This window comes from Nocardia sp. NPDC004860, assembly GCF_040609015.1.
In the GTDB taxonomy this organism is placed as follows: domain Bacteria; phylum Actinomycetota; class Actinomycetes; order Mycobacteriales; family Mycobacteriaceae; genus Nocardia.
In genome coordinates, this window is record NZ_JBEXJI010000005.1 from 93,212 (window position 1) to 112,954 (window position 19,743).

A 19,743-nucleotide genomic window follows, 5' to 3' on the forward strand; every position below is an offset into this window, starting at 1 on the left:
TGACAAGGGTGGGTCAGCGGCGCACCATCAGGGAAAGCTTGCGGCGGGGGCGGTTGACCGCGCCACCACGGATGGCGTGCGGTTGACGCTCACCGACCAGTCGGTCGAAATCGCCTGCGCCGTGCGCCGGTTGCGCCAGGCGGCCGGCATTGAAGTCGTCCACCAGCTGACGCACGGTCTGCTGCGCGCAGGACTTGTTGGTGCCGATGAAGCCGGTCGGACCGCGCTTGATCCAGCCGGTGACATAGGCACCCGGCACCACCGAGCCGCCGGACTCCTCGAGCACCCGGCCGTCCAGATTCGGGATGACCCCGGCCCGCTCGTCGAACGGCACGCCCGGCAGGGCCACGCCCCGGTAGCCCACCGAGGTCAGCACCAGCCCGGCGTCGAGGGTCTCGATCTCCCCGGCCGGGACCGCGTGCACCGCACCGTCATCGCCGGTGACGAGCTCATTGCGCACCACCTCGACCCCGGTCACCCGGTCCACGCCCGCGATCGCGGCCGGTGCCGACAGGTACCGGAGGACGATCCGCTTGCGACCGCTCACGGGCCGATCGGCCAAGCCGCGCAACAGCTTCAGCTTGTGCTCGACCTTCTGCGACATGCCCTCGACGATCTCGGGAATCTCGCCCTCGACCACGATGTCGACATCCGCGCCCAGCAGGCCCACGAATTCCGGTACGGTGAAGGCGGATTCGGCCGGACCGCGCCGCCCGAGGATCACGACCTCCTCGATATTGCTGCGCCGCAGGGCATTCAGCGCTCGCTGCGAGACATCCGTGCCGGCCAGCAGTTCCGGATCGGCGGTGAGAATCCGCGCGACGTCCAGCGCCACATTGCCGTTGCCCACGATCACCGCGCGCCGGTGCGACAGGTCGAAGAACCGGCCCGCCTGATCCGGGTGCCCGTTGTACCAGGCCACGAAGTCGGTGGCGGAGGTACTGCCCGGCAGGCCCTCCCCCGGAATCCCGAGCTTGCGGTCCGAGGACGCACCGACCGCGTAGATCACCGCGTGGTGGTGCGCCAGCAGCTCCTCGTGCGAGACATGCTGTCCCACATTCACATTCAGGTAGGATCCGAAGCCCGGCTGCGCCGAGATCACGCCGAAGAGGTCCCCGACCCTGCGGGTCTTGGTGTGATCGGGCGCGACACCGAAGCGGGCCAGGCCGTAGGGCGTGGTCACCTTGTCGAACACGGTCACGGAAACACCGGGCTGCGTGAGCAGTTCGTCGGCCGCGTACATGGCCGAGGGCCCGGAGCCGATGACCGCCACCCGCAGCGGCTCCCGCCCGGGCTTGACCTCCGCGGCCGGAATCGGCTGCGCCAGCAGCGGCCGCGGCCGCTCCTGCCGGTAGAAGTCGGCATTGATCTCGATGAACGGCAGCTGCTCGGAAGTCAGCTTCTTCGACGACGTGATGGCGTCCACCGGGCACGCGGTGGCGCACGCCCCGCAGTCCACGCAGGCCTGCGGGTCGACGTAGAGCATCTCCGCGGTCAGGAAGTCCGGCTCGTCCGGGGTCGGATGGATGCAGTTGACCGGGCAGGCGTAGACGCAGGACGCGTCGCTGCAACAGGATTGGGTGACAACGTACGGCACTGTACGTCCCCCTCCCCTACGCGGCCTTGCCGGAGCGGATCGGCTCCGAGCGGTAGCGCGAGGCCCGGCCGTCGATGCCGAGCAGCTTCCAGACCCGCTTGGAGATCGGGTTCATCAGGCCGATCTCGTGGGCCAGCGCGCGCACATCGATGAAGTAGTCGCTGAAGACCTGCTTGGCCTCCTCGGAGCCGTAGAACAGCTCCTTGCGCACCTGCTCCGGAATGTCGAACTCCTGGAAGAACTTTTTCGGCGGGGTCGCGATGGAGCGGCCCAGGATGAACATGACGATCGGCATGGCGATCGAGAGGATGAACCGGTTGGCCGCGTTCTGCTCCGGCACATGGTGCTTGAGGAACTCGTGCGCGAAGGAGATGTGCCGCGCCTCCTCGGCGACGTGAATGCTCATGACGCCGCGCATGATCGGGTGCACCTCCTCACCCGAGCGCAGGATCTGCTTCTGGATGTGGTCGATCGGCTCCTCGCCGGCGAGCACGGCCATGAAGAACAGATTGGGGAACGCGATGGCGACCGGCACGCCGAACAGGCGCAGCTGCCGGACGAGCGGGCCCATGCCCGGGACGTCCACGCCGATGCGGTTCACCATCTCCTGGAACATCAGGGTGTGGTTGAGTTCCTCGGCCATCTCGTGGGTGCAGTAGCGGAACTCCGCGTCACCGTTGGGCAGCGAGAAGGTGTGGTTCACCATGCCGCTGATCAGGATGGACTCGAACTGCAGGCCGACCTTGGCGATATTGGCCTGCCGGTACTTGCCCACCTCGATCTGCCGCTCCACCGGGAGCGACTGGTACCAGTCGTGGCGGCCGAGAGGGTCCGCGGACTCCGGCAGGATCCAGCGCTCGGGGCGGGCGTTGGCGTCGAAGTCGGGGTTGTCCCAGTCGATGTCCTCGTAGGGGTCGAAGTGCTTGTTCACCGACCCTTCCGAGAGCAGCAGCAGCTTGTTGGCATACTCCTGAGCTTCGGCAACCACGGGGTCGTCAAGGGGGGTCGTGGTCGGAGACATCGTCGTCACCTCTCCAGTCAGTGGCGTTATGTGTACCCCATAGTTACACCAAACAGGAGAGGCGTCAACAGCCCGTTCGCACGATGCTTGCACGAGTTAGCGCCGATTAGCACGCGAGGCCGCGGCGAACCGGCGAGTAGCAGGACAAATGATCACTTCAGAGCGCTGCCGCCCTGGTGACGCGCCGGAACAGACCCGTCAGCGAACGAGGCCGATGGGTCCCCGAATCCTGGGCGATCAGCGCCTGCCGGGCCGCGATGGCAGCGCCATCGGCGATCGTCCGCTCCGGATCGGAGGCCACCATCACCGGACGCGCCAGCTCCTCGGCGAGCACCTGCGCCACCTCCGGCGGCCGCGCCGCGCCGCCGACCACCAGGATCCGATCCACATCGGCCATGGTGACGTCCGCGATGCGCAGGCACCGGTAGACCAGCGCCAGCGAACGGCGAATGTGCTCGCTGCGCAACTCGCCCGAATCGGCGTCCGAGAGCCCGCGCGGCACCACCTGCGATCCGGCCGTGCGCCGCAGTGTGCGGGCCACCAGATCCCCGAAGGCCCGGCCCCCGTATTCGACCGAGTGCAGCGACGATCCGACGATGGGATTGCCCGGCGCGCCCATGCCCACCCGCAGCAGCGTGACATCCAGCCCGGACCCGCCGAGGTCGTAGACCAGCGCCAAACCCGGTGTGAGCGGCCCGCGTTCGGCGGCCAGCCAGGACGCGGCGGCGATCGGCTCGGCCACCAGGGTGGCCCGGGTGAGGCCGACACCGTCGAGGGCGGTGCGCAGCTCGGCCACCAGCGCGGCGGAGTATCCGGCCGGATGGGTCACCGCGATTCCCGTGTCACCGGCGCCCAGCGGCCCCGCCGGCGCCTGCCCCAGCACCTCCGCCACCACGCTGTAGGCCACCGTCGCCACCAGATCCGCGGCCGACAGCGCCCGATGCCCGACCCGCGCGACCGGAGCCCCCCGCTGGGTGAGGTCCGCGAATTCGGTGATGACCCGCCCGTGCCGGGGAATGCGGCCGACCCGGGCGGTGCCCGAACTGTCGAAGGTGAGGGTGGTACGCCAGGTGGCCGAAGGCGCACCTCGACGGCCGTGCGGAAGCTTTCCGGATCGATCCGCCGCCGTGGAGCAGACCGTATTCACCGTGCCGATACTCAAACCCACACCGAGCGCCATCATCCACCTCGATCGACGAGTCGATTACGCCGGCCGTTCGACCCGACCCGAATTCATGCAACTCCCGCGCCGGATGCTTGCCAACCACCGGACACGCGGTTGTCCGCTCATGCGCCGGTGAGCTCCCACGACCACGCTGTCCAGGCAGTCGATGGCGAGTCGCCCCACGCGCTTTCGGATCGCGGAATGTTTGCCCGATGTCGGCTGCTCGCCCGATATGGGATGCCGAGCGGTTCGGATGGGGCCGATGTGGACGAAAATCGCCCCCGCTCCGGAGGATTCGGAGCGGAGGCGATTCGTACCGCACTGATACGGACTACTTCGTGGCCGTGCTCAGCAACGTGCTGCTCAGCACCGACACCAGGCTGTAGGCCAGGTTGACCACGTCGGAAGCGAGACCGGAATCGCCCGTGAGCATCTTGGCGAGCGGGCCCAGGAACTTGACCGCCAGCTGCACCAGCGAACTCACGGAAATCCCGTTCAGCCGAGTGGTTTTGGAATTCTTGTCGGTCGCCGGGGCCTGCGCGCCCGGAACCTGCGCACCCGGGGCCTGCACGCCCGGGGTCGACTGCGTACCCGGGACGGCCGGCGCGGCCGGAGTCCCCTGACCGCCCGTAGTGCCCGGCGATTGCCGTTGCGGCGCACGCTGATCCGCGATCGGCAGCGCGACGGGCTTGGTCTGCGCCGGCGGTGCGGGCTGCACCGCCTGCGGCTGGGCGCCGGTCTGCGGCGGCGTGCCCGGCTGCGGCGCGGACTGCGGCTGGGTACCCGGTGTCTGCGACTGCAGCCAGGTCTTCAGGAACTGATCGGCGAGCTGCTGGGCGACCTGCAGACTGCCCTCGAGCGCCGCTTCACCCGGCTGCTGCGCCGGCGCCGGATTCTGTGGCGCCGGAGCCGGATTCAGTTGCAACGGTGCAGGAGCCGCCGTATACCCGGGAAGCTGCGCCGGGAACGTCGACGTCTGCCCCTGCTGGGCGGGCGTCGGCTCCGGTTGCGCCGGGGCCTGTCCCACCTGCGCCGGAGCCTGCCCGGGCTGGGCGGGTGTCGCCGGAACGGTGGCCTGGGGTGCCTGCGCCGGCACCACGGCCGGCTGCGCCTGCGGAACCACCGCCTGCGGAGTCTGCGCCGCAGCAGGATTCTGTTGTGCCGCCGCCGGATTCGGTTCCACAGGAGCACCGGCCTGCGGCGCCGGCGCCGGGACGGGGGCATGCGCGGGCTGCGGCTGCGGCTCGGCGGGCTGCGCCGGAGCCTGTTGTCCCGGTTGCGTTCCCGGCTCGGACGCCGGCCCGGCATCGGCGGGCACCGGCACGCCGAGCAGGTAGGACGCGATCCCGGTGGTGATGGTGACGGCGTGCTTGAGCTGTCCCTCGGGGGATTCCAGCTGCTGCGCGTCCTCGGCATTGGCGCCGTTGCCCATTTCGAGGAATACGTCCGGCACCGCGGTCAGCGCGGGCCCGGCGATATCGGAGCGGGTCTGGAGTCCGTCGACCGCGCCGTTGTAGGTGGCGACCTGATACCCGCTCTGCACGTAGGCATCTCGCATGGCCTTGCTGGCGGTCAGCCCGGCGCCGCCCTGCACCTCGTTGACCTTGGCGTCGGCGACGGGCAGCGCCGGCACGATGAGGTGGAAGCCGTGCCCGTCGGCGGGACCGCTGTCGGCGTGGATGCTGAGGGCGATATCGGCGCCGGAGGCATTGGCGGCCTTGGCCCGATCGTCGATGCAGCCACCCCAGCCGGCGTCGTCGGGGCGACTCATGACCACGTGCGCGCCCAGGCCCTCGAGCGAGGTGCGCACCAGCTGCGCGACATTCCAGTTGATGGTGTGCTCGGCAATGCCGTGCAGGCTGGTCATGCCGGTGGTCTGGCACGCCTTGGTGCCACCGCGACCATCGCTGACCTGCTTGTTCTCATCCTGAGTGTGATTGTCGCCCTGATGGCCCGGGTCCAGGAAGATGGTCTTCCCGGCGAGCTTCTGGGGCAGCTCCGGCAGCGCGGGAACGGCCAGGGCGGCGACCGGGACGATCCCGGCCACGGTGGTGATCGCCGCGGCGGTGACGGCGGTGCAGATTCCGGCCTTAGTGATGCTTGGCTTCATAAGCGGACGGCGCTCGGGGCGGAGCGCCCCTCCCTTCCCACTAGTAACACCAGACCCAGCTGTTCACTCTGGCAACACCAGTTACTTTCTGGCAAGCTTCGTGATGGAACCGTTACCAGTGGTCAGACGTCCGAAAATCACCATCCTGGGCGCAACCGGCCGCAATGGGCAAAAGACCACTGCGCCCACTATCCCGCACTTCGCAGCCCCTACCCGGGCGACGCGCCCGGACAGAACCCGCCCCCGCGGCTCGAGGCGTGCGGGGGCGGTCAGGTCGGGGCTGAGAGCAGGTAGCTCGACACGCCCCGAGCAGAGCTCGGGGCGGCTCGACACTCTCCCCGGCGTCGAGCTCGGTGACGGGTGGGATCAGGCCGAGACGATCTGATCCCCGTCGACGGCGATGGCCCTGGGGTCCAGCGCGCGCGGCGCGGGCCCGCCGGCGACCGTGCCGTCCAGGTTGAATGTGCTGCCGTGGCACGGGCACTTGATCAGGCCGCCCTCGACGGCATTCACCTTGCAGCCCAGATGGGTACAGGTGGACGAGAACCCGTCGAAGGTGCCGGCGACGGGCTGGGTGATCACCGTGTCACCGCTGATGATGCCGCCGCCGACCGGAACGTCGCTGGTATTGGCCAGGACATTGCCCTGTTTCTTGGCGGCGGCCGGATCGTTCTTGGCGGCGGCCGGATCGTTCTTGGCGGCGGCCGGATTGGGTGCGGCCGCAGCCGATTTGTCGGAGGTGCTGCTGCAACCGGCCACGGTGAGCGCGGTCGCGGCGACCGCGGTGGTGGCCAGGGCGGTCCGGCGGTCCATGCGGAACCCGCCGGGGGCCGGGGTGGTGTCGGTCATCGGTAACTCCTCGCTCAGGGCCGAGCCGATGTGGATCGGCCGCTGCTTGTTCGACGTGTGGAGGGGGTCTGTGGGTTCACCTGTCCGCGACATGCCTGCGGCCGCCGGCAAACTACCTCCTCCGGCGTAGGGTCACGCGCTGATCGGCAATCGGCGCAGCGAGCGCAGGGCGTAGTGCACCCGGGTCTTGACGGTGCCGACCGGTATGCCCAGGTCGGCGGCCACATCCTGGTAGGCGCGATCACGCAGGATCACCTGCACGATGGCGTCGCGCTGCGGCGGCGGCAGCTGGTCCAGCAGGTCGGCGACCAGCAGCCCATCGGCCAGCGCCTCGGTGAAGTCGGGGCGGGCGCAGCGGTTCTCGGCCTGCTCCCCGATCTGGTCCCAGCTGGTGTCGCCGGGGCGGGCGGCCCGGAAGCGGGCGGTATCGATGAGCACATTGCGTTCGATGGTGAGCAGCCAGGTGCGCACGCTGCCCCGATCCGGGTCGTAGCTGGCGCAGGCGCGCCATGCCCGCAACAGGGTCTCCTGCACGGCGTGTTCGGCGAGGCCCGGGTCGCCGAGGCGGCTCATGGCCCGCCAGTGCAGCAGGCCGCGGTCGGCGGCCAGGACGGCCGCCAGGCCTGTGTCGGTGCACAGCCGGGCGCAGTGGTCGGCGCAGCCGGTGCTGACCGGGCGAAGACTTCCCATGTTTGAATATCGTCGCGGGAGCCGAAAGGGCATCGCCGAGTTTGTGAATTCCCCGAAACCAACCGATTTCCCGCAAACAGACCGGAACTTCTGATAGACCCTCCCCCGGGAGATGCGGGGATCTCTCCCGACACCGCACGCCGGGAACCGTGCGGTGCGCAGATCTGCTCAGGGAGGAACACCGTGCGTGCAGGCGCGCTCATGGTCGCGGGAGCATTCGCTTCCGCGCTGACAATGGCCGCAACCGGAATCGCGGCCGCCGAACCGGCCACCGACATCACGGTGGACGGGACATATCTGGTCAATGTGGATATCGAGCCGGGCACCTATATCGCCGACGGGGCGCCGGATCCGGGCGCCGGCGCGTGCTTCTGGCGGCGACTGTGGAAGATCCAGCAGCCGGGCGACTACCCGGACCCGAACTACTACATCATCGCCAGCGACTTCACCCGGACGAAGCCGATCACGGTGGAGATCAAGGCGACCGATGTGGGGTTCTCGACCGAGAACTGCGGCGCCTGGCACCTGCAGCCCGCGCGGCCCAGTACGGGCTCGTTCGGGTGACCACGGTTCGGGGAGGCCGGGCACCTGGTGCTCGCCTCGTCGATGAGCGCGGTGCGCGGGCGATCGGCGCGAAGACTGTCGCATGATCGAATCGCACCGATAGCATCGCGGCCATGGCGAAATTCACCACCTGGGACGGCTTGGAGCTCAACTACCGCGTGTGGGAGGGCGAGGGAGTTCCGGTGGTGCTGCAGCACGGAATCGTGGCCGACACCAATGCCAATTGGATGAGTGTGGGCGTGGTCTCGGCGCTGCAGCGGGCGGGCCGTCACGTCATCTCGCTGGACGCGCGCGGCCACGGCCGCTCCGAGAAGCCGCATGACCCGGCCCGCTACTCGTGGCAGGCCATGGCCGACGACCTGCGCGCACTGTTCGACGAACTCGGGCTGGATCGCGTCGCGCTGGCCGGCTATTCGATGGGCGCGATCATCTCACTGCTGGTCGCGGGCGCCGACAAGCGGGTGGAGCGGCTGGCCATCGGCGGCATCGGCAGCGGTGTAGTGGACTGCGGCGGAATCGACTGGCGCGTCATCGACGCCGCGGACCTCACGACCGCGATGTCCGGTGACGGCTCCGGCGCGGTCCCCCAGGCTCGCATGTTCCGCATCCTGGCCGACGCCCTGGGCGCGGACCGCGAGGCGATCGCGATGCTCGCCGCCGGATTGCGTGAGGCCCCGATCGAATCCCTGTCGGGCGTCACCATTCCCACCCTGGTGCTGGCCGGCGACAACGATCCGTTCGCGGCCGAACCGGAACGCCTCGCCGCCGCCCTGCCCGATGCCACCTGTGTGGTGGTCCCCGGCGATCACCTCGCCGCCGTCGCCAACCCCGCCTTCTCCGCGGCTCTGGTCGACTTCCTGCGGTGAGACGCCCGAGAGGTGGCTAGTACTGCTTGCGGTGGGGGACGAACTCCAGGGTGAGCAATGCCAGCGCGGCGATCAGGACCTCGCGCCAGCGGATCAGGACGTAGCGCTGATCGCCGAAGGCGTTGAACTTGCGCAGGAATCGGTACAGCGATTCCAGCCGGATGAGCGGATCGCCCAGCCGCACCGCGAGATACACCGTCTGCATGGTCCGCGACCGGTGCTTGTCGGCGAAGATCTCCGGAAACGCCGCGAAGGCCAGCGAGATTCGCTTGATCCCGTGTTCGCGCGCGTACTCCACCAGGTCCACGATCATGCGCTCGTCGAGCCCGTTGGGTGCGTCGCGCCGCCGCCACGGCACGTCCAGGCTGAGGTCCTGGCCGTTGCCGGAGGCGCCGTAGCGCTGGAATCCCACCACCTGGCCGTCGGCGTCGCGGGCGATCACCACCAGCATGCCGGGGTGCCGGCCGTCGAGCAGGTGGTCGAGGATCATGGAGAAGCCGCGGGTCTGCCGCCCGTTCCCCCACTCGTCGACGATGGCCAGCAGCGTTTCGCGCTGGGGTTCGGTGAGTGCGACCTCGGGGAGGATCTCGGTGGTGACGCCGAAGTTCTTGGTGCGGCTCACCGCCTGCCGCAGGTTGCGGTACTTGCGGCCGACCATGTCGAAGCGGTCGACATCGACGATCACGTCCCGGCCGACGGCGATGGCACGCAGCCCGCGGTGGTCCACCGCCCGCCGCTGCCAGATCTCGGTGACCTCCGGGCTGGCGCCCAGGACCGCGATGCGCCAGCCGTGGCTGCCCGCGAAGAGCGAGAATTCGGTGAGCAATTCGGGGAACCGGCCGGGGTCGCCGATCGGATCGCCGGAGACGACCGCGATTCCGAGCCGGGCCCGGTAGGCGATGGCGGCGGAGCCGTTCTCGTTGAAGTAGTAGGTCTTGGACGAGTGCAGCGCGAAGGGGGCCAGCGGATCGCCCTGGCTGCGCCGGACCAGTTCGGCCACCCGGGGCAGCTGCTCGGGCTGCGGTTTGCTGCCCTGCGGCAGCACCAGGATGGCGCCGCTGGCGGCGAGGAAGACGAAGCCGACCACCGGGTGGTCGGTGCGATAGCTGAAGTTCGAGACCACCAGGGTCAGCGCCGCGTAGGTGAGGTGCGGCAGGGTGATGGGGCGGCGCAGGTACAGCCCGCGGGCGACGAACAGCCCGGCGAAGGACACCGCCACGAACCAGCCATGGTCATTGCCCTCGCGGGAGGCCCGCTCGGCTGCCCAGACCAGGATCACGCTGCCCAGGACCAGCGCGCCCATCAGGCCGACACGGGTACTGGGCCCGGCGGTGAAGGTGGTTTCCCGATACGCGGTCAACGTCGGATTCGGTATGCGTTGCTCACGCATCTGGACCCCTTTTCTCCACATGCGAAGGTCTCACGGGCCCTCTCCCCATGGTGAGTCCTCCGCATCTCCCTCTCCAACACACTATGTCGGAGAGACGATTCGAGGCACCGAGTTATTCCGGCCAACCCAGCCGTGGCGAGGTGAGCACGGGGTCGGTGATGCCATTGTCGCAGGCCAGACCGACCGCGTCCCAGCCCGCGAGACTCGATCCGGCCTCGTATTGGGATTGGAAGAAGTCCAGGGCGGTGCCGACGGGGTCGGCGCTGGTACGGACGTCGTCGTAGGACAGGTAGGCGTTGTGGCCGGACCCGGAGACCACCCAGCGGGCCTCGGCCGGCCGGAGCGGCCGATCGCTGAGTCCGGCGGGCTCGGGCGCGGTGTAGGAGTAGAAGGTCGGGGCGGGGGTCTTGTCGTCGCCGAACCAGAATCCGGCGCTGATCACCTCCCGGGAGTACGCCTCGCGGGTGACCGGATCCACGCTGTCGGGCATCGGGATCTTGCGGTCGGAGAAGCGCTGCACGGACAGGTCGAAGGTGTGCCAGAACAGCTGGACCGGGCTGATCTTGCCGGAGTAGGTGGCGCTGAATTCTTCCAGGATGCGCCCGACCTGGCTGTGTACGTGGAACGCGTGCCGGGCGGCGTCCGGGTCGTAGGTGCGGTGTTCTTCGTCCTCGTCGAAGGGCCGGCCGTGGTCGGGCAGGTCGAAGGGGGTGGGGTGGGCCAGGACCACCTCGACGCCGAGGTTGCGCAGCGCGTTCCTGGCCTCGACGTAGAAGCTCGCCACCGACTGGCCCGCGAGCGGGACCTCCTCCTCCGTGCCGCGGTCGTTGCAGATCCGCAGCACGTGGTCGAAGAAGTCGAAGGAGCAGGTGAAGACCGGGCCCTCGGTGGCGGTGCCGAGCGGGACGGTGGTCCAGCCGCGGGCGGTCAGCCGGTAGGTCAGGTGCCACCAGTGGTTGCGTCTGATGCCCTTGGCCAGCGCCACCTTTCCGATGACCTGGGCGTAGCGGTGCAGGAGTTCCTTGGTGGGCCGCCACGAGTCGAGCGGGATGGCGGGCAGTATTTCCTCGGCCATGCGCTCATGCTACCCAGCGGCCGATCAGCTACCGCCCGTCTCCGGCGTGCCCGGCCAGCAGCTCGCTGAACGGGCGCACCGCACCGACGCCGTTGCCCGAGCTGCGACGGTGGACCGGCTCGTCCTGCAGAAAGCCCTGGACACCTGTGGGTTCGGCGACCATGAGCTGGGCCAGTTCGGCGGCCGCGCGGTGGATGCGCTCGGCCAGTCCGGTGGAGCCGAAGTCCTCGGTGGCGGCGAAGACGCCGGTCGGTACCACCACGGACCGCAGGTAGGTGAACAGCGGACGCATGGCGTGATCGAGCACCAGCGAATGCCGGGCGGTGCCCGCGGTGGCGGCGATCAGGACCGGCATGCCATTGAGCGCATCGGTGTCGAGCACGTCGATGAACATCTTGAACAGGCCGCTGTAGCTGGCCGTGAACACCGGTGTCACCGCGATGATGCCGTCGGCGTCGGAGACCTGCTGCCGGGCCGCGGCCACCGCGGGCGTGGGCAGCCCGCCGGTGGTCATGGTGGTGGCGAGATCGCTTGCCAGTTCCCGCAGTTCGATGATCTCGACCTCGAGGCTCTCCCCGCGCCCGCCCACCGCCGCGGTGACCGCGGCGGCGAGCTGGTCGGCGAGCAGCCGGGTGGAGGAGGGCTGTGAGAGCCCGGCGGTCAGCACTACGAGTTTGCGACTCATGCTCGTCCTCAGTTCTTTTCGGCGAGCACGCGCTCGCGGGCGGGCTCGACCAGGTGGTGCGGGGCGTCCGGTCCGGCGGCGACCAGCGACGCGTGGGTGGGCGGATCGCTGGGCACTCCGGCGGGGCGGCGCGCCTCGAATTCCTTGCGCAGCACCGGGACGACCTCCTTGCCGAGGATCTCGAGCTGTTCGAGGACCAGGTCCAGCGGGAGGCCGGCGTGGTCCATGAGGAACAGCTGCCGCTGGTAGTCGCCGATATTGTCGGCGAAGCCCAGGGTGCGCTCGATGACCTGCTCGGGAGTGCCGACGGTGAGCGGGGTCAGTTCGGTGAAGTCCTCCATCGACGGGCCGTGCCCGTACACGGGCGCATTGTCGAAGTAGGGGCGGAAGATCCGCTTGGCCTCGGCCTCGGTCTCGGCCATGAAGACCTGGCCGCCGAGTCCGACGATGGCCTGTTCGGCGGCGCCGTGCCCGTAGTGCTCGAAGCGGCGGCGGTACAGGTTCACCATCTGCCGGGTGTGCTGCTGGTCCCAGAAGATGTTGTTGTGGAAGAAGCCGTCACCGTAATAGGCGGCCTGCTCGGCGATTTCGGGCGAGCGGATGGAGCCGTGCCACACGAACGGCGGGGTGCCGTCGAGCGGGGCGGGGGTGGCGGTGAAGCCCTGCAGCGGGGTGCGGAACTTGCCTTCCCAGTCCACGCGCTGTTCGCGCCACAGCCGGCGCAGCAGGTGGTAGTTCTCCACCGCGAGCGGGAGGCCGTCGCGAATGTCCTTGCCGAACCACGGGTAGACGGGTCCGGTGTTGCCGCGGCCCATCATGAGGTCCACCCGGCCGCCGGCCAGATGCTGCAGCATGGCGAAGTCCTCGGCGATCTTCACCGGGTCGTTGGTGGTGATGAGGGTGGTGGAGGTGGACAGTACGAGCTTCTCGGTCTGTGCCGCGATGTAGCCGAGCATGGTGGTCGGCGAGGACGGCACGAACGGCGGGTTGTGGTGCTCGCCGGTGGCGAAGACGTCGAGGCCGACCTCTTCCGCCTTGAGGGCGATGCGGACCATGGCCTGGATGCGCTCGGCCTCGGTCGGGGTACGGCCGGTGGTGGGGTCCATCGTCACGTCACCGACGCTGAAAATTCCGAACTGCACGGGTCCTCCTCGGGTCGCTGCCATTTTTGGTGGATATGGCAACCACTTGAACATAGGGGGTGGCGGGGGTATTCCGGGGTGTAAGCGGGGCGTGATTCGCGCCACTACCGCACCCGCGGAGCAACCGGAGCCACAACGCCGGAATTCCGCCGACACCTGGCCGATTCGGCCTACCGGAGACTGTGGAGTACCCGCAAACAACCTGTGGGTACAGCGAAAGACTCAGTAGTGCAAGATCTTTCGACGTATCCTGAACATTCCCCGCGCAACGCCGGAGATCTCGAGCATGGACAGGGGGTAGATCCAATGGCGGACAACACCGTCGGTACGGCATACGCCGTTGTCGTCACCGCGGTCGCCGATCCGATGCAGGTGGAGGGCCTGGAATGGGATCGTGCGGTGGAATACCTGCCCAGTATCGATTCCCGCACCTTGCAGAAGTGGGTGCGCTCCCAGGAGGACGGCCCCGATCCCCGTCGCGGCGTGGTCATTCCGGGCCCGCAGCGCCGGGTCGGGCACCGACATCCCTATCGCGAGGTCTGCGTCCCCTCGGCCGAATACCAGCTCTTCAGCGCGGCCGTCCGCACCAACCGCCGCCGCGCCCTGGCCACCACCTGCGCCGAGGACGAGGCTCGTCAGCGAGCCCGCCTACTGTCCACGGCGCACTGACCCGTCCTATATATCCAGTGACCGTCGCGCGGGCCGCTCGGGGGGTCGAGCGGAACTCGGAGACGGGGTTCGGCGGCGTGTCGGACTCGCTGTACGAGCGCGAATTCTCCCTCTGCGAACACTGATTCGACCGAACCTCACCATGGCGCAGAATCGAGATGGTGATGGATATCGCGAATCCCGCGCTCGAGCGGACCGTGTCGGGGCACGTGGTGCGTATTGTGCTGGACACCGCGGTCAGGTCCGGTATCGACGAGGTGGAGGCCACGCGAATCGGGAGCTTCGATCGGAAGTTGCTGGCCGATGACCGGATTCGCATTCCCTCGGAGAGCCAGTATCGGCTGTGGGCGTTGATGGAGCACGTCGTCGGCAACGAGGCGGGCGTGCGGGCCGCGGATATGGCCGATCGCGGGCGGTTGCATATCTGGGACTATCTGTTCAGCAGTGCTCCGACACTGGCCGAAGGATTCCACGACGCATCCCGGTTCAGCGTCGTGATCTGCGATCCGGCGGCGCAGTTGGAGGTCACCGACAACGGGTCCGCGCTCACGGTCGGCTATCGCGGCACCACCTATGGCGAGACCCGCGGCATCATCAACGAGTTCGCGGTGACCGTGGCCGTCCGGCGCGCCCGCGATGCCTTCGGCCACGCAGCGGTGCCCGTGCGAGTCGACTTCGCACACCCTGCGCCCCGGCATCATCGATATCTCGAAGATGCCCTGGGCACCACGGTGATTCATTTCGGCCAACCGGCAGACCTGATCCACTATCGGATCTCTGGAAATCGAACCGAGGCGCGGCCGTATGATTCCGAACTGCGCCGGATCCTGCACACCGCCGCCCAGCATGCCATCGACGGGGCGCGTCCGATTCCCGGATGGATCGAATCCTTCCGCGCGGCACTACATTCGGAACTGACGCAGAGCACCGGGCCGACGGACAGCTCACCGAAACGGGGCCCGCGGGTCGCCGCCGTGGCCGCGCGGCTGCGGATCAGTGACCGCACCCTGCAGCGGCGGTTGTCCGAGGCGGGCACCTCCTGGAGCGAAGAGCTGGCCGCGGTGCGCTGTGCGCAGGCCACCCGACTGCTGCGTCACACCACGCTCACCGTGCAGGCCATCGCGCTGCGCGTCGGCTACAGCGATGCTCGCGCGCTCAGCCGTGCCTTCGACGGTTGGACCGGCCTGTCTCCGGATGCCTACCGCCGCGCCGACCGCCTTCGGGGGTGAGCAACAGGACGCATCCGACCTGCCCGCTCCACACGGTGAGCGTGTCGAACGCGATGCGTTCCGACACGCCCGCACCGAGACCGAAATGGTTTCTGGCGAACAGGAACACACCGCCGATCACCGAGATCGCCACGGCCAGCATGGTGCCGACGGCCAGGCCGCGCCGCCTGCGCGCCACCTCCGCCATGATCAGGACCATACCCGCCAACTGCGCGAACCACTGTGCCAATGCGATGGTGTCGTGTGCCTGCGGCCGAATATCCCAGGGCGCCAGCCCGATTCCCGTGATCCCGAGACCGGCGACAGCCACCAGCGCGCACCCAGCCCGGAATCGACGACCGCGCCACATCCGCGCCCAACCCAGTGCCCCGGCGAAGGTCAGCAGGCCGGTCGACACGAACATCACGTTCTGCACCGCGTGATCGGGCGAGCACACCCATCGCGAGGCCCCATCGCGATCGGTGTATTCGCCACACCGCGTGATGCCCAGGTCGCTGATGTAGTTGCCCGACATGCTGTATCCCGCCGGCCAACCGTGAGCCACCACCAGCGATACGGGAAAGTACGACAGCGTGAGCAACCAGCAGACCGCGGTGGCCCATGGCAGCCAGGTGCGATTCGACCGCACCCGGCCGGTGTCCACAGTTGAGGTGGGCACGCTCAGAACATCGCGCCGTTGGCCCGGATCGTCTGTCCGGAGACCCAGCCCGCCTCGGCGCTGACCAGCCACCCGACCAACGGTGCGGTGTCGGTGGGGAGACCGAGACGCCCGTGCGGATTGTGCAGTGCCGCGGCCGCAATGGATTCGGGCGTCTCCGCGCCGCGGAAGAAGTCGTCGTCGACCGGACCGGGCGCGACGGCATTGACCGTGATACCGCGCTCACCCAGCTCCTTGGCCGCGGCGACCACCATCCGCTCGACAGCCGCCTTCGATCCCGAATACAGCCCGTAGGTGCCGGTCATGATCGAGGTGAGGGTGGTGGACAACACGACATAGCGACCATTGTCGGCAATGTGCCGGGCCGTGGCGCGCAGCGTATTGAACGCGGTCCGGGTATTGCGCACGATCAGCTGATCGAAGTCGTCGTCGGTGGTGTCCGCGATCGGCTTCTTGATGACCCGGCCCGGCACGTGCACGACGATATCCAGCTTGCCGTGGCGCGCAACGATATCCGCGAACAGTGCATCGACCTCCGCGGCCGAGGTGGCGTCGGAGCGGACCGCTTCCGCTGTCGCGCCGAATGCCTCGAGCGTCGTGAGCGTTGCCTTGGCGGCCTGCTCGTCCCCCTGATAGGTGACGATCGTGGTGGCACCGCGCCCAGCGATGTTCTTGGCGAATTCCGCACCCTGATTGCGAGTGCCGCCGATGATCAGAGCGACCTTGCCCTCGAGGTCCCGGATGACTTGCGACATCAGTCGAATCCCTTTTCTCTCTTCGGTTTCGAACCTCTGCCATTCTGTCGAGAACCCCACGCCAGGCCCAGGACCGATCGCGTCACCCGGGTAACCGACTACGCCAAGCGGACCGGTGTCGGCTCGGCCGCATCGAAGTCGACGGCCCCGAGGACGTTCCCCATGTGATCGCCATCCAGAACCAGATGACGGCAGTCCCGCTCAGTGCCCACAGCACCGCGTACACCCCGCCGCAGAACACCGATCCGCACCCGGACTGGCCCAAGGATCGACAGGTCGCCCAATACATTCACAACCTGACTCCTCAGCAGTATTGGGACCTGTACTACTCGGCCTTGTCGCACAACGAGACTCGCCCCGATGACAAGGCCCTGCTCGACAAGCCGGCAGGGATCGGCTGGACGCCGGACAAGAAGCTCGACCTGACCACCTTGTCCGACACCGAGCGCACCCGCTGGGAGCAGGCCTGGCACAAGGCGCTTTCACAGATCGAAGCCGTCCCCGGCAAGAACGAGGTCAACGGCTGGAAGATCACGCGCAGCGATATCGGCGACTACGGCACCGATTACGCCACCCGCGCCATGATCGCCTACGCAGGTCTGGGCGCCACTCTGCCCCAGGACGCTATCCACCCGTCCAGTACCGTCGACGACAAGAAGACCCAGTTGAACGCGGACAGCACCTATGTTCTGCACTTCGCCGCCGACCAGATCCCACCGGTGAAAGGCTTCTGGTCGCTGACCATGTACGACCAGCGTGGCTTCTTCGTCGACAACCCGTTGAACCGCTACGCGGTGCGCGGCGAACGCCTGACCAAGAGCTCGGATGGGTCGGTCGACATCTATGTTCAGCGCGAGAACCCGGGCCCGGAAAAGGAAGCCAATCGGCTTGGCCCGATCAGAAGATCGTCGACGGCAGCTGGAATCCGCCGGCCGTGACCCGGACCAACTGAATTCGACGTGGGAACCGGGCGAAGACCCGGCGAGAGGTTGGCTCGCCGGGTCTTCGCTGTCTTTCACTGCGGTGCAGCCACTCTCGATTCAGGAATGGTCGAACACGATGATCTGGCGAACCGCTGCTCCGTCGGCCAGCAGATCCAACGCTTCATTGATCTCCTCCAGCCCGATTCGAGAGGTGATCAATTTCTCCACCGGCAGCCGCCCTTCCCGCCACATCTGTTCGTAGCGCGGAATATCCCGGGCCGGTACCGCGGAACCCAGGTAGCTGCCGACGATGGTGCGGGCCTCGGCGGTGATGCTCAGCGGCGGCAGGGTCACCGTCGAATTGGGCCCGGGCAGCCCGACCGTGATGGTCATGCCGCCGGGTTCGGTTGCCGTATAGGCGGTTTCGAATGCGGCCGGATGCCCGGCGCACTCCACCACGTACCGCGCCCGGATCCCCTGGTCGGCGATCTGCTCCGGCGTGTACGTCTCGGTGGCCCCGAGCTCTTTCGCCATGGCGAGTTTGTCCGCCAGCCGATCCACCGCGATGAGCCGTTCCACGCCAATGGCTTTCGCGGTCAGCAGGGCGGCCATCCCGACGCCGCCGAGCCCGACCACCATGAGGCTGTCCTGCGGACGCGGATCGGCCACGTTCAGTACCGCCCCGCCGCCGGTCAGCACCGCGCACCCGAACAGTGCCGCGATCTCCGGCGGCACCGAGTTGCCGACCGGCACCAGGGAGGCCCGGTCCACCACGGCGTGTGTGGCGAAGCCGGAGACGCCCAGGTGATGCCGTACCCGGTCGCCGCCGCGCGACAGGTGCCCGGCATGGTGCAGCAGTTCACCGGCGGTATTGGCGCGGGTGCCCGCGGTGCAGGGCAGCTGCCCGTCCCGCGCGCACGCGTCGCACTCTTCGCAGCGCGGCAGGAAGGACATGACCACTCGCTGTCCGATGAGCAGATCGGCGACCCGCTCGCCGACCGCCAGCACGGTGCCCGCGGCCTCGTGGCCGAGCAGCATGGGCAGCGGGCGGGGCCGATTGCCGTCCACCACACTCAGATCCGAGTGGCACAGCCCGGCCGCCTCGATGGCGACCAGCACCTCGGTGGGCCCGGGATCGCCGAGTTCGAGCCGGCACACGCTGATCGGCCGCGACTGCGCGTAGGGCCGCTCGCGTCCGATCTCCTCGAGGACCGCGCCGCGAATGTGCATCAGATTTCGACCATCTGGTAATCGGCCACGTACCCGCCGAGGTAGCGCAGGTGGTCGGTGGAGTCACCGAGGGTGTGCTCGATGGCGGTGAGCCGCGCGGTGTAGTGGCCGACGGGGTATTCGTCGGTCATGCCGATGCCCCCGTGCATCTGGATGGCCTCCTGCCCGATGTGCCGGGCGGAGCGCCCGATCCGCAGTTTGGCGCGGGAGGCGACGACCGGATCGACGATGCCGTCGGCCAGCGACATGGACGCGTACATGCTCATGCCGCGGGCCAGTTCCAGCGACACGTACATGTCGGCGGCGCGCTGGGTCAGCGTCTGGAAGGTGCGCAGCGGCACCCCGAACTGCTTGCGCGTCTTCAGGTATTCCGCGGTGAGCCGCAGGGACTCCTCCATCGCGCCGATGGCCTCGGCGCACAGCGCGGCCTGCGCCCCGGCCAGGGCGGCCTGGATGGCGGCGGCGGCATCGACCGGCTCGCCGAGCGGTTCGGCCACCGCACCGTCGAATGCGATGTCCGCGCCGCGCTGCCCGTCGTGGGTGGCGTAGGCGGTGCGCCGCACGCCCGGGTCGGCGGGATCGACGAGAAACAGCCCGATACCGTCGTCGAGTGCCGCGCTCACGATGAGCAGATCGGCGCAATCACCGTGGGAGACCGGGTGTTTGCGGCCGGTGATGCGCCAGCCGTCCGGCTGCCGCACCGCTTGGGTGGCGGTCTCGGTGGCGGGCCAGCGCAGCCCCGGCTCGTCGTGCGCGAAGGCGAGCTTGAGCTCCCCCTCGGCGATGCGCGGCAGCAGGTCCTTGCGCTGTGCGTCGGCGCCGACGGCGGAGACGAGCCCGCCCGGCAGCAGTGCGCAGTCCAGCACGGGTTCGGGGGCCAGGGCGCGGCCGATCTCGGTCATGACCAGCATGGCCTCGATGGGCCCGGCGCCCATGCCGCCGTCCTCCTCGGCGAAAGTCAGTCCGAGCAGGCCGATTTCGGCGAAGGTGGCCCAGATCCCGGTATCCCAGCCGAGTTCGGTGCCGACGATGTCGTTGCGGCGCTCGGGTGTGTAGCCGCGGGACAGCACGTCACGCACGGTGTCGCGCAGCATGTCCTGTTCGGGGGTGAGATCGAAATCCATG

At 68.5% G+C, this 19,743-nt stretch carries 18 protein-coding genes and 1 pseudogene; 5 read left to right on the plus strand and 14 right to left on the minus strand.

Annotation, left to right across the window (positions count from 1 at the left end; all coding sequences use genetic code 11):
* Window positions 1-13: 13 nt before the first annotated feature.
* The 6 genes and pseudogenes from ABZV44_RS13180 to ABZV44_RS13205 form a co-directional block, all read right to left on the minus strand.
* Window positions 14-1,597 carry an FAD-dependent oxidoreductase gene (locus ABZV44_RS13180; protein ID WP_354835487.1) on the minus strand — a complete coding sequence of 528 codons (1,584 nt, stop codon included), beginning with the start codon at window positions 1,595-1,597 and terminating at the stop codon, window positions 14-16.
* A 16-nt stretch (window positions 1,598-1,613) separates the two neighbouring features.
* On the minus strand, window positions 1,614-2,618 hold the full coding sequence (locus ABZV44_RS13185) for a diiron oxygenase (RefSeq protein ID WP_354835489.1): 1,005 nt from the start codon (window positions 2,616-2,618) through the stop codon (window positions 1,614-1,616).
* A gap of 157 nt (window positions 2,619-2,775) precedes the next feature.
* Window positions 2,776-3,798 carry an Hsp70 family protein gene (locus ABZV44_RS13190; protein ID WP_354835491.1) on the minus strand — a complete coding sequence of 341 codons (1,023 nt, stop codon included), beginning with the start codon at window positions 3,796-3,798 and terminating at the stop codon, window positions 2,776-2,778.
* A gap of 1,312 nt (window positions 3,799-5,110) precedes the next feature.
* Window positions 5,111-5,893, minus strand: a pseudogene (locus ABZV44_RS13195) (N-acetylmuramoyl-L-alanine amidase); the annotation flags it as partial.
* Window positions 5,894-6,259: 366 nt separating this feature from the next.
* Complete coding sequence (locus ABZV44_RS13200; RefSeq protein WP_354835493.1) at window positions 6,260-6,742, minus strand: Rieske (2Fe-2S) protein; 483 nt, start codon at window positions 6,740-6,742, stop codon at window positions 6,260-6,262.
* Between the two features lie 132 nt (window positions 6,743-6,874).
* A complete protein-coding gene (locus ABZV44_RS13205) occupies window positions 6,875-7,432 on the minus strand; it encodes a sigma-70 family RNA polymerase sigma factor (protein ID WP_354835495.1) in 558 nt (185 codons plus the stop codon).
* Between the two features lie 183 nt (window positions 7,433-7,615).
* Between ABZV44_RS13205 and ABZV44_RS13210 the strand changes: the two genes are divergently transcribed.
* Both ABZV44_RS13210 and ABZV44_RS13215 read left to right on the plus strand, forming a co-directional pair.
* Window positions 7,616-7,996 carry a hypothetical protein gene (locus ABZV44_RS13210; protein ID WP_354835497.1) on the plus strand — a complete coding sequence of 127 codons (381 nt, stop codon included), beginning with the start codon at window positions 7,616-7,618 and terminating at the stop codon, window positions 7,994-7,996.
* Between the two features lie 113 nt (window positions 7,997-8,109).
* Window positions 8,110-8,862: an alpha/beta fold hydrolase gene (locus ABZV44_RS13215; protein ID WP_354835499.1), complete on the plus strand. Its 753-nt coding sequence runs from the start codon at window positions 8,110-8,112 to the stop codon at window positions 8,860-8,862.
* Window positions 8,863-8,878: 16 nt separating this feature from the next.
* Here ABZV44_RS13215 and ABZV44_RS13220 read toward each other — a convergent pair whose 3' ends face one another.
* The 4 genes from ABZV44_RS13220 to ABZV44_RS13235 form a co-directional block, all read right to left on the minus strand.
* Complete coding sequence (locus ABZV44_RS13220) at window positions 8,879-10,252, minus strand: phosphatidylglycerol lysyltransferase domain-containing protein (protein ID WP_354835501.1); 1,374 nt, start codon at window positions 10,250-10,252, stop codon at window positions 8,879-8,881.
* Window positions 10,253-10,364: 112 nt separating this feature from the next.
* Window positions 10,365-11,327, minus strand: coding sequence for a DUF5996 family protein (locus tag ABZV44_RS13225; protein WP_354835503.1), 963 nt, complete (start codon window positions 11,325-11,327; stop codon window positions 10,365-10,367).
* A gap of 28 nt (window positions 11,328-11,355) precedes the next feature.
* Window positions 11,356-12,012, minus strand: coding sequence for an FMN reductase (locus ABZV44_RS13230; protein ID WP_354835505.1), 657 nt, complete (start codon window positions 12,010-12,012; stop codon window positions 11,356-11,358).
* An 8-nt stretch (window positions 12,013-12,020) separates the two neighbouring features.
* The gene (locus ABZV44_RS13235) at window positions 12,021-13,154 is read right to left on the minus strand and encodes an LLM class flavin-dependent oxidoreductase (protein WP_354835507.1); all 1,134 of its coding nucleotides are present in this window, start codon (window positions 13,152-13,154) and stop codon (window positions 12,021-12,023) included.
* A gap of 306 nt (window positions 13,155-13,460) precedes the next feature.
* On the opposite strand from ABZV44_RS13235, the gene ABZV44_RS13240 reads away from it, so the two are divergent.
* Together ABZV44_RS13240 and ABZV44_RS13245 are read left to right on the plus strand one after the other, a co-directional pair.
* Window positions 13,461-13,823, plus strand: a complete 363-nt coding sequence (locus tag ABZV44_RS13240) for a hypothetical protein (protein ID WP_354835509.1) — start codon at window positions 13,461-13,463, stop codon at window positions 13,821-13,823.
* Between the two features lie 164 nt (window positions 13,824-13,987).
* Window positions 13,988-15,052: an AraC family transcriptional regulator ligand-binding domain-containing protein gene (locus ABZV44_RS13245; RefSeq protein WP_354835511.1), complete on the plus strand. Its 1,065-nt coding sequence runs from the start codon at window positions 13,988-13,990 to the stop codon at window positions 15,050-15,052.
* Here the strand turns inward: ABZV44_RS13245 and ABZV44_RS13250 are convergent.
* Both ABZV44_RS13250 and ABZV44_RS13255 read right to left on the minus strand, forming a co-directional pair.
* The gene (locus ABZV44_RS13250) at window positions 14,979-15,710 is read right to left on the minus strand and encodes a DUF998 domain-containing protein (protein WP_354835513.1); all 732 of its coding nucleotides are present in this window, start codon (window positions 15,708-15,710) and stop codon (window positions 14,979-14,981) included. The two genes, ABZV44_RS13245 and ABZV44_RS13250, sit on opposite strands and share 74 nt — an antisense overlap.
* 2 nt (window positions 15,711-15,712) lie before the next feature.
* The gene (locus ABZV44_RS13255) at window positions 15,713-16,465 is read right to left on the minus strand and encodes an SDR family oxidoreductase (protein ID WP_354835515.1); all 753 of its coding nucleotides are present in this window, start codon (window positions 16,463-16,465) and stop codon (window positions 15,713-15,715) included.
* A 164-nt stretch (window positions 16,466-16,629) separates the two neighbouring features.
* Between ABZV44_RS13255 and ABZV44_RS13260 the strand changes: the two genes are divergently transcribed.
* Window positions 16,630-17,403: a DUF1214 domain-containing protein gene (locus tag ABZV44_RS13260; RefSeq protein ID WP_354835517.1), complete on the plus strand. Its 774-nt coding sequence runs from the start codon at window positions 16,630-16,632 to the stop codon at window positions 17,401-17,403.
* Between the two features lie 102 nt (window positions 17,404-17,505).
* Here ABZV44_RS13260 and ABZV44_RS13265 read toward each other — a convergent pair whose 3' ends face one another.
* Both ABZV44_RS13265 and ABZV44_RS13270 read right to left on the minus strand, forming a co-directional pair.
* Window positions 17,506-18,618 carry a zinc-binding dehydrogenase gene (locus ABZV44_RS13265; RefSeq protein ID WP_354835519.1) on the minus strand — a complete coding sequence of 371 codons (1,113 nt, stop codon included), beginning with the start codon at window positions 18,616-18,618 and terminating at the stop codon, window positions 17,506-17,508.
* Entirely contained in the window at window positions 18,618-19,742 is a 1,125-nt protein-coding gene (locus ABZV44_RS13270; RefSeq protein WP_354835522.1) for an acyl-CoA dehydrogenase family protein, read from the minus strand. The genes ABZV44_RS13265 and ABZV44_RS13270 overlap by 1 nt, the downstream gene beginning before the upstream one ends.
* Window position 19,743 lies beyond the last annotated feature (1 nt).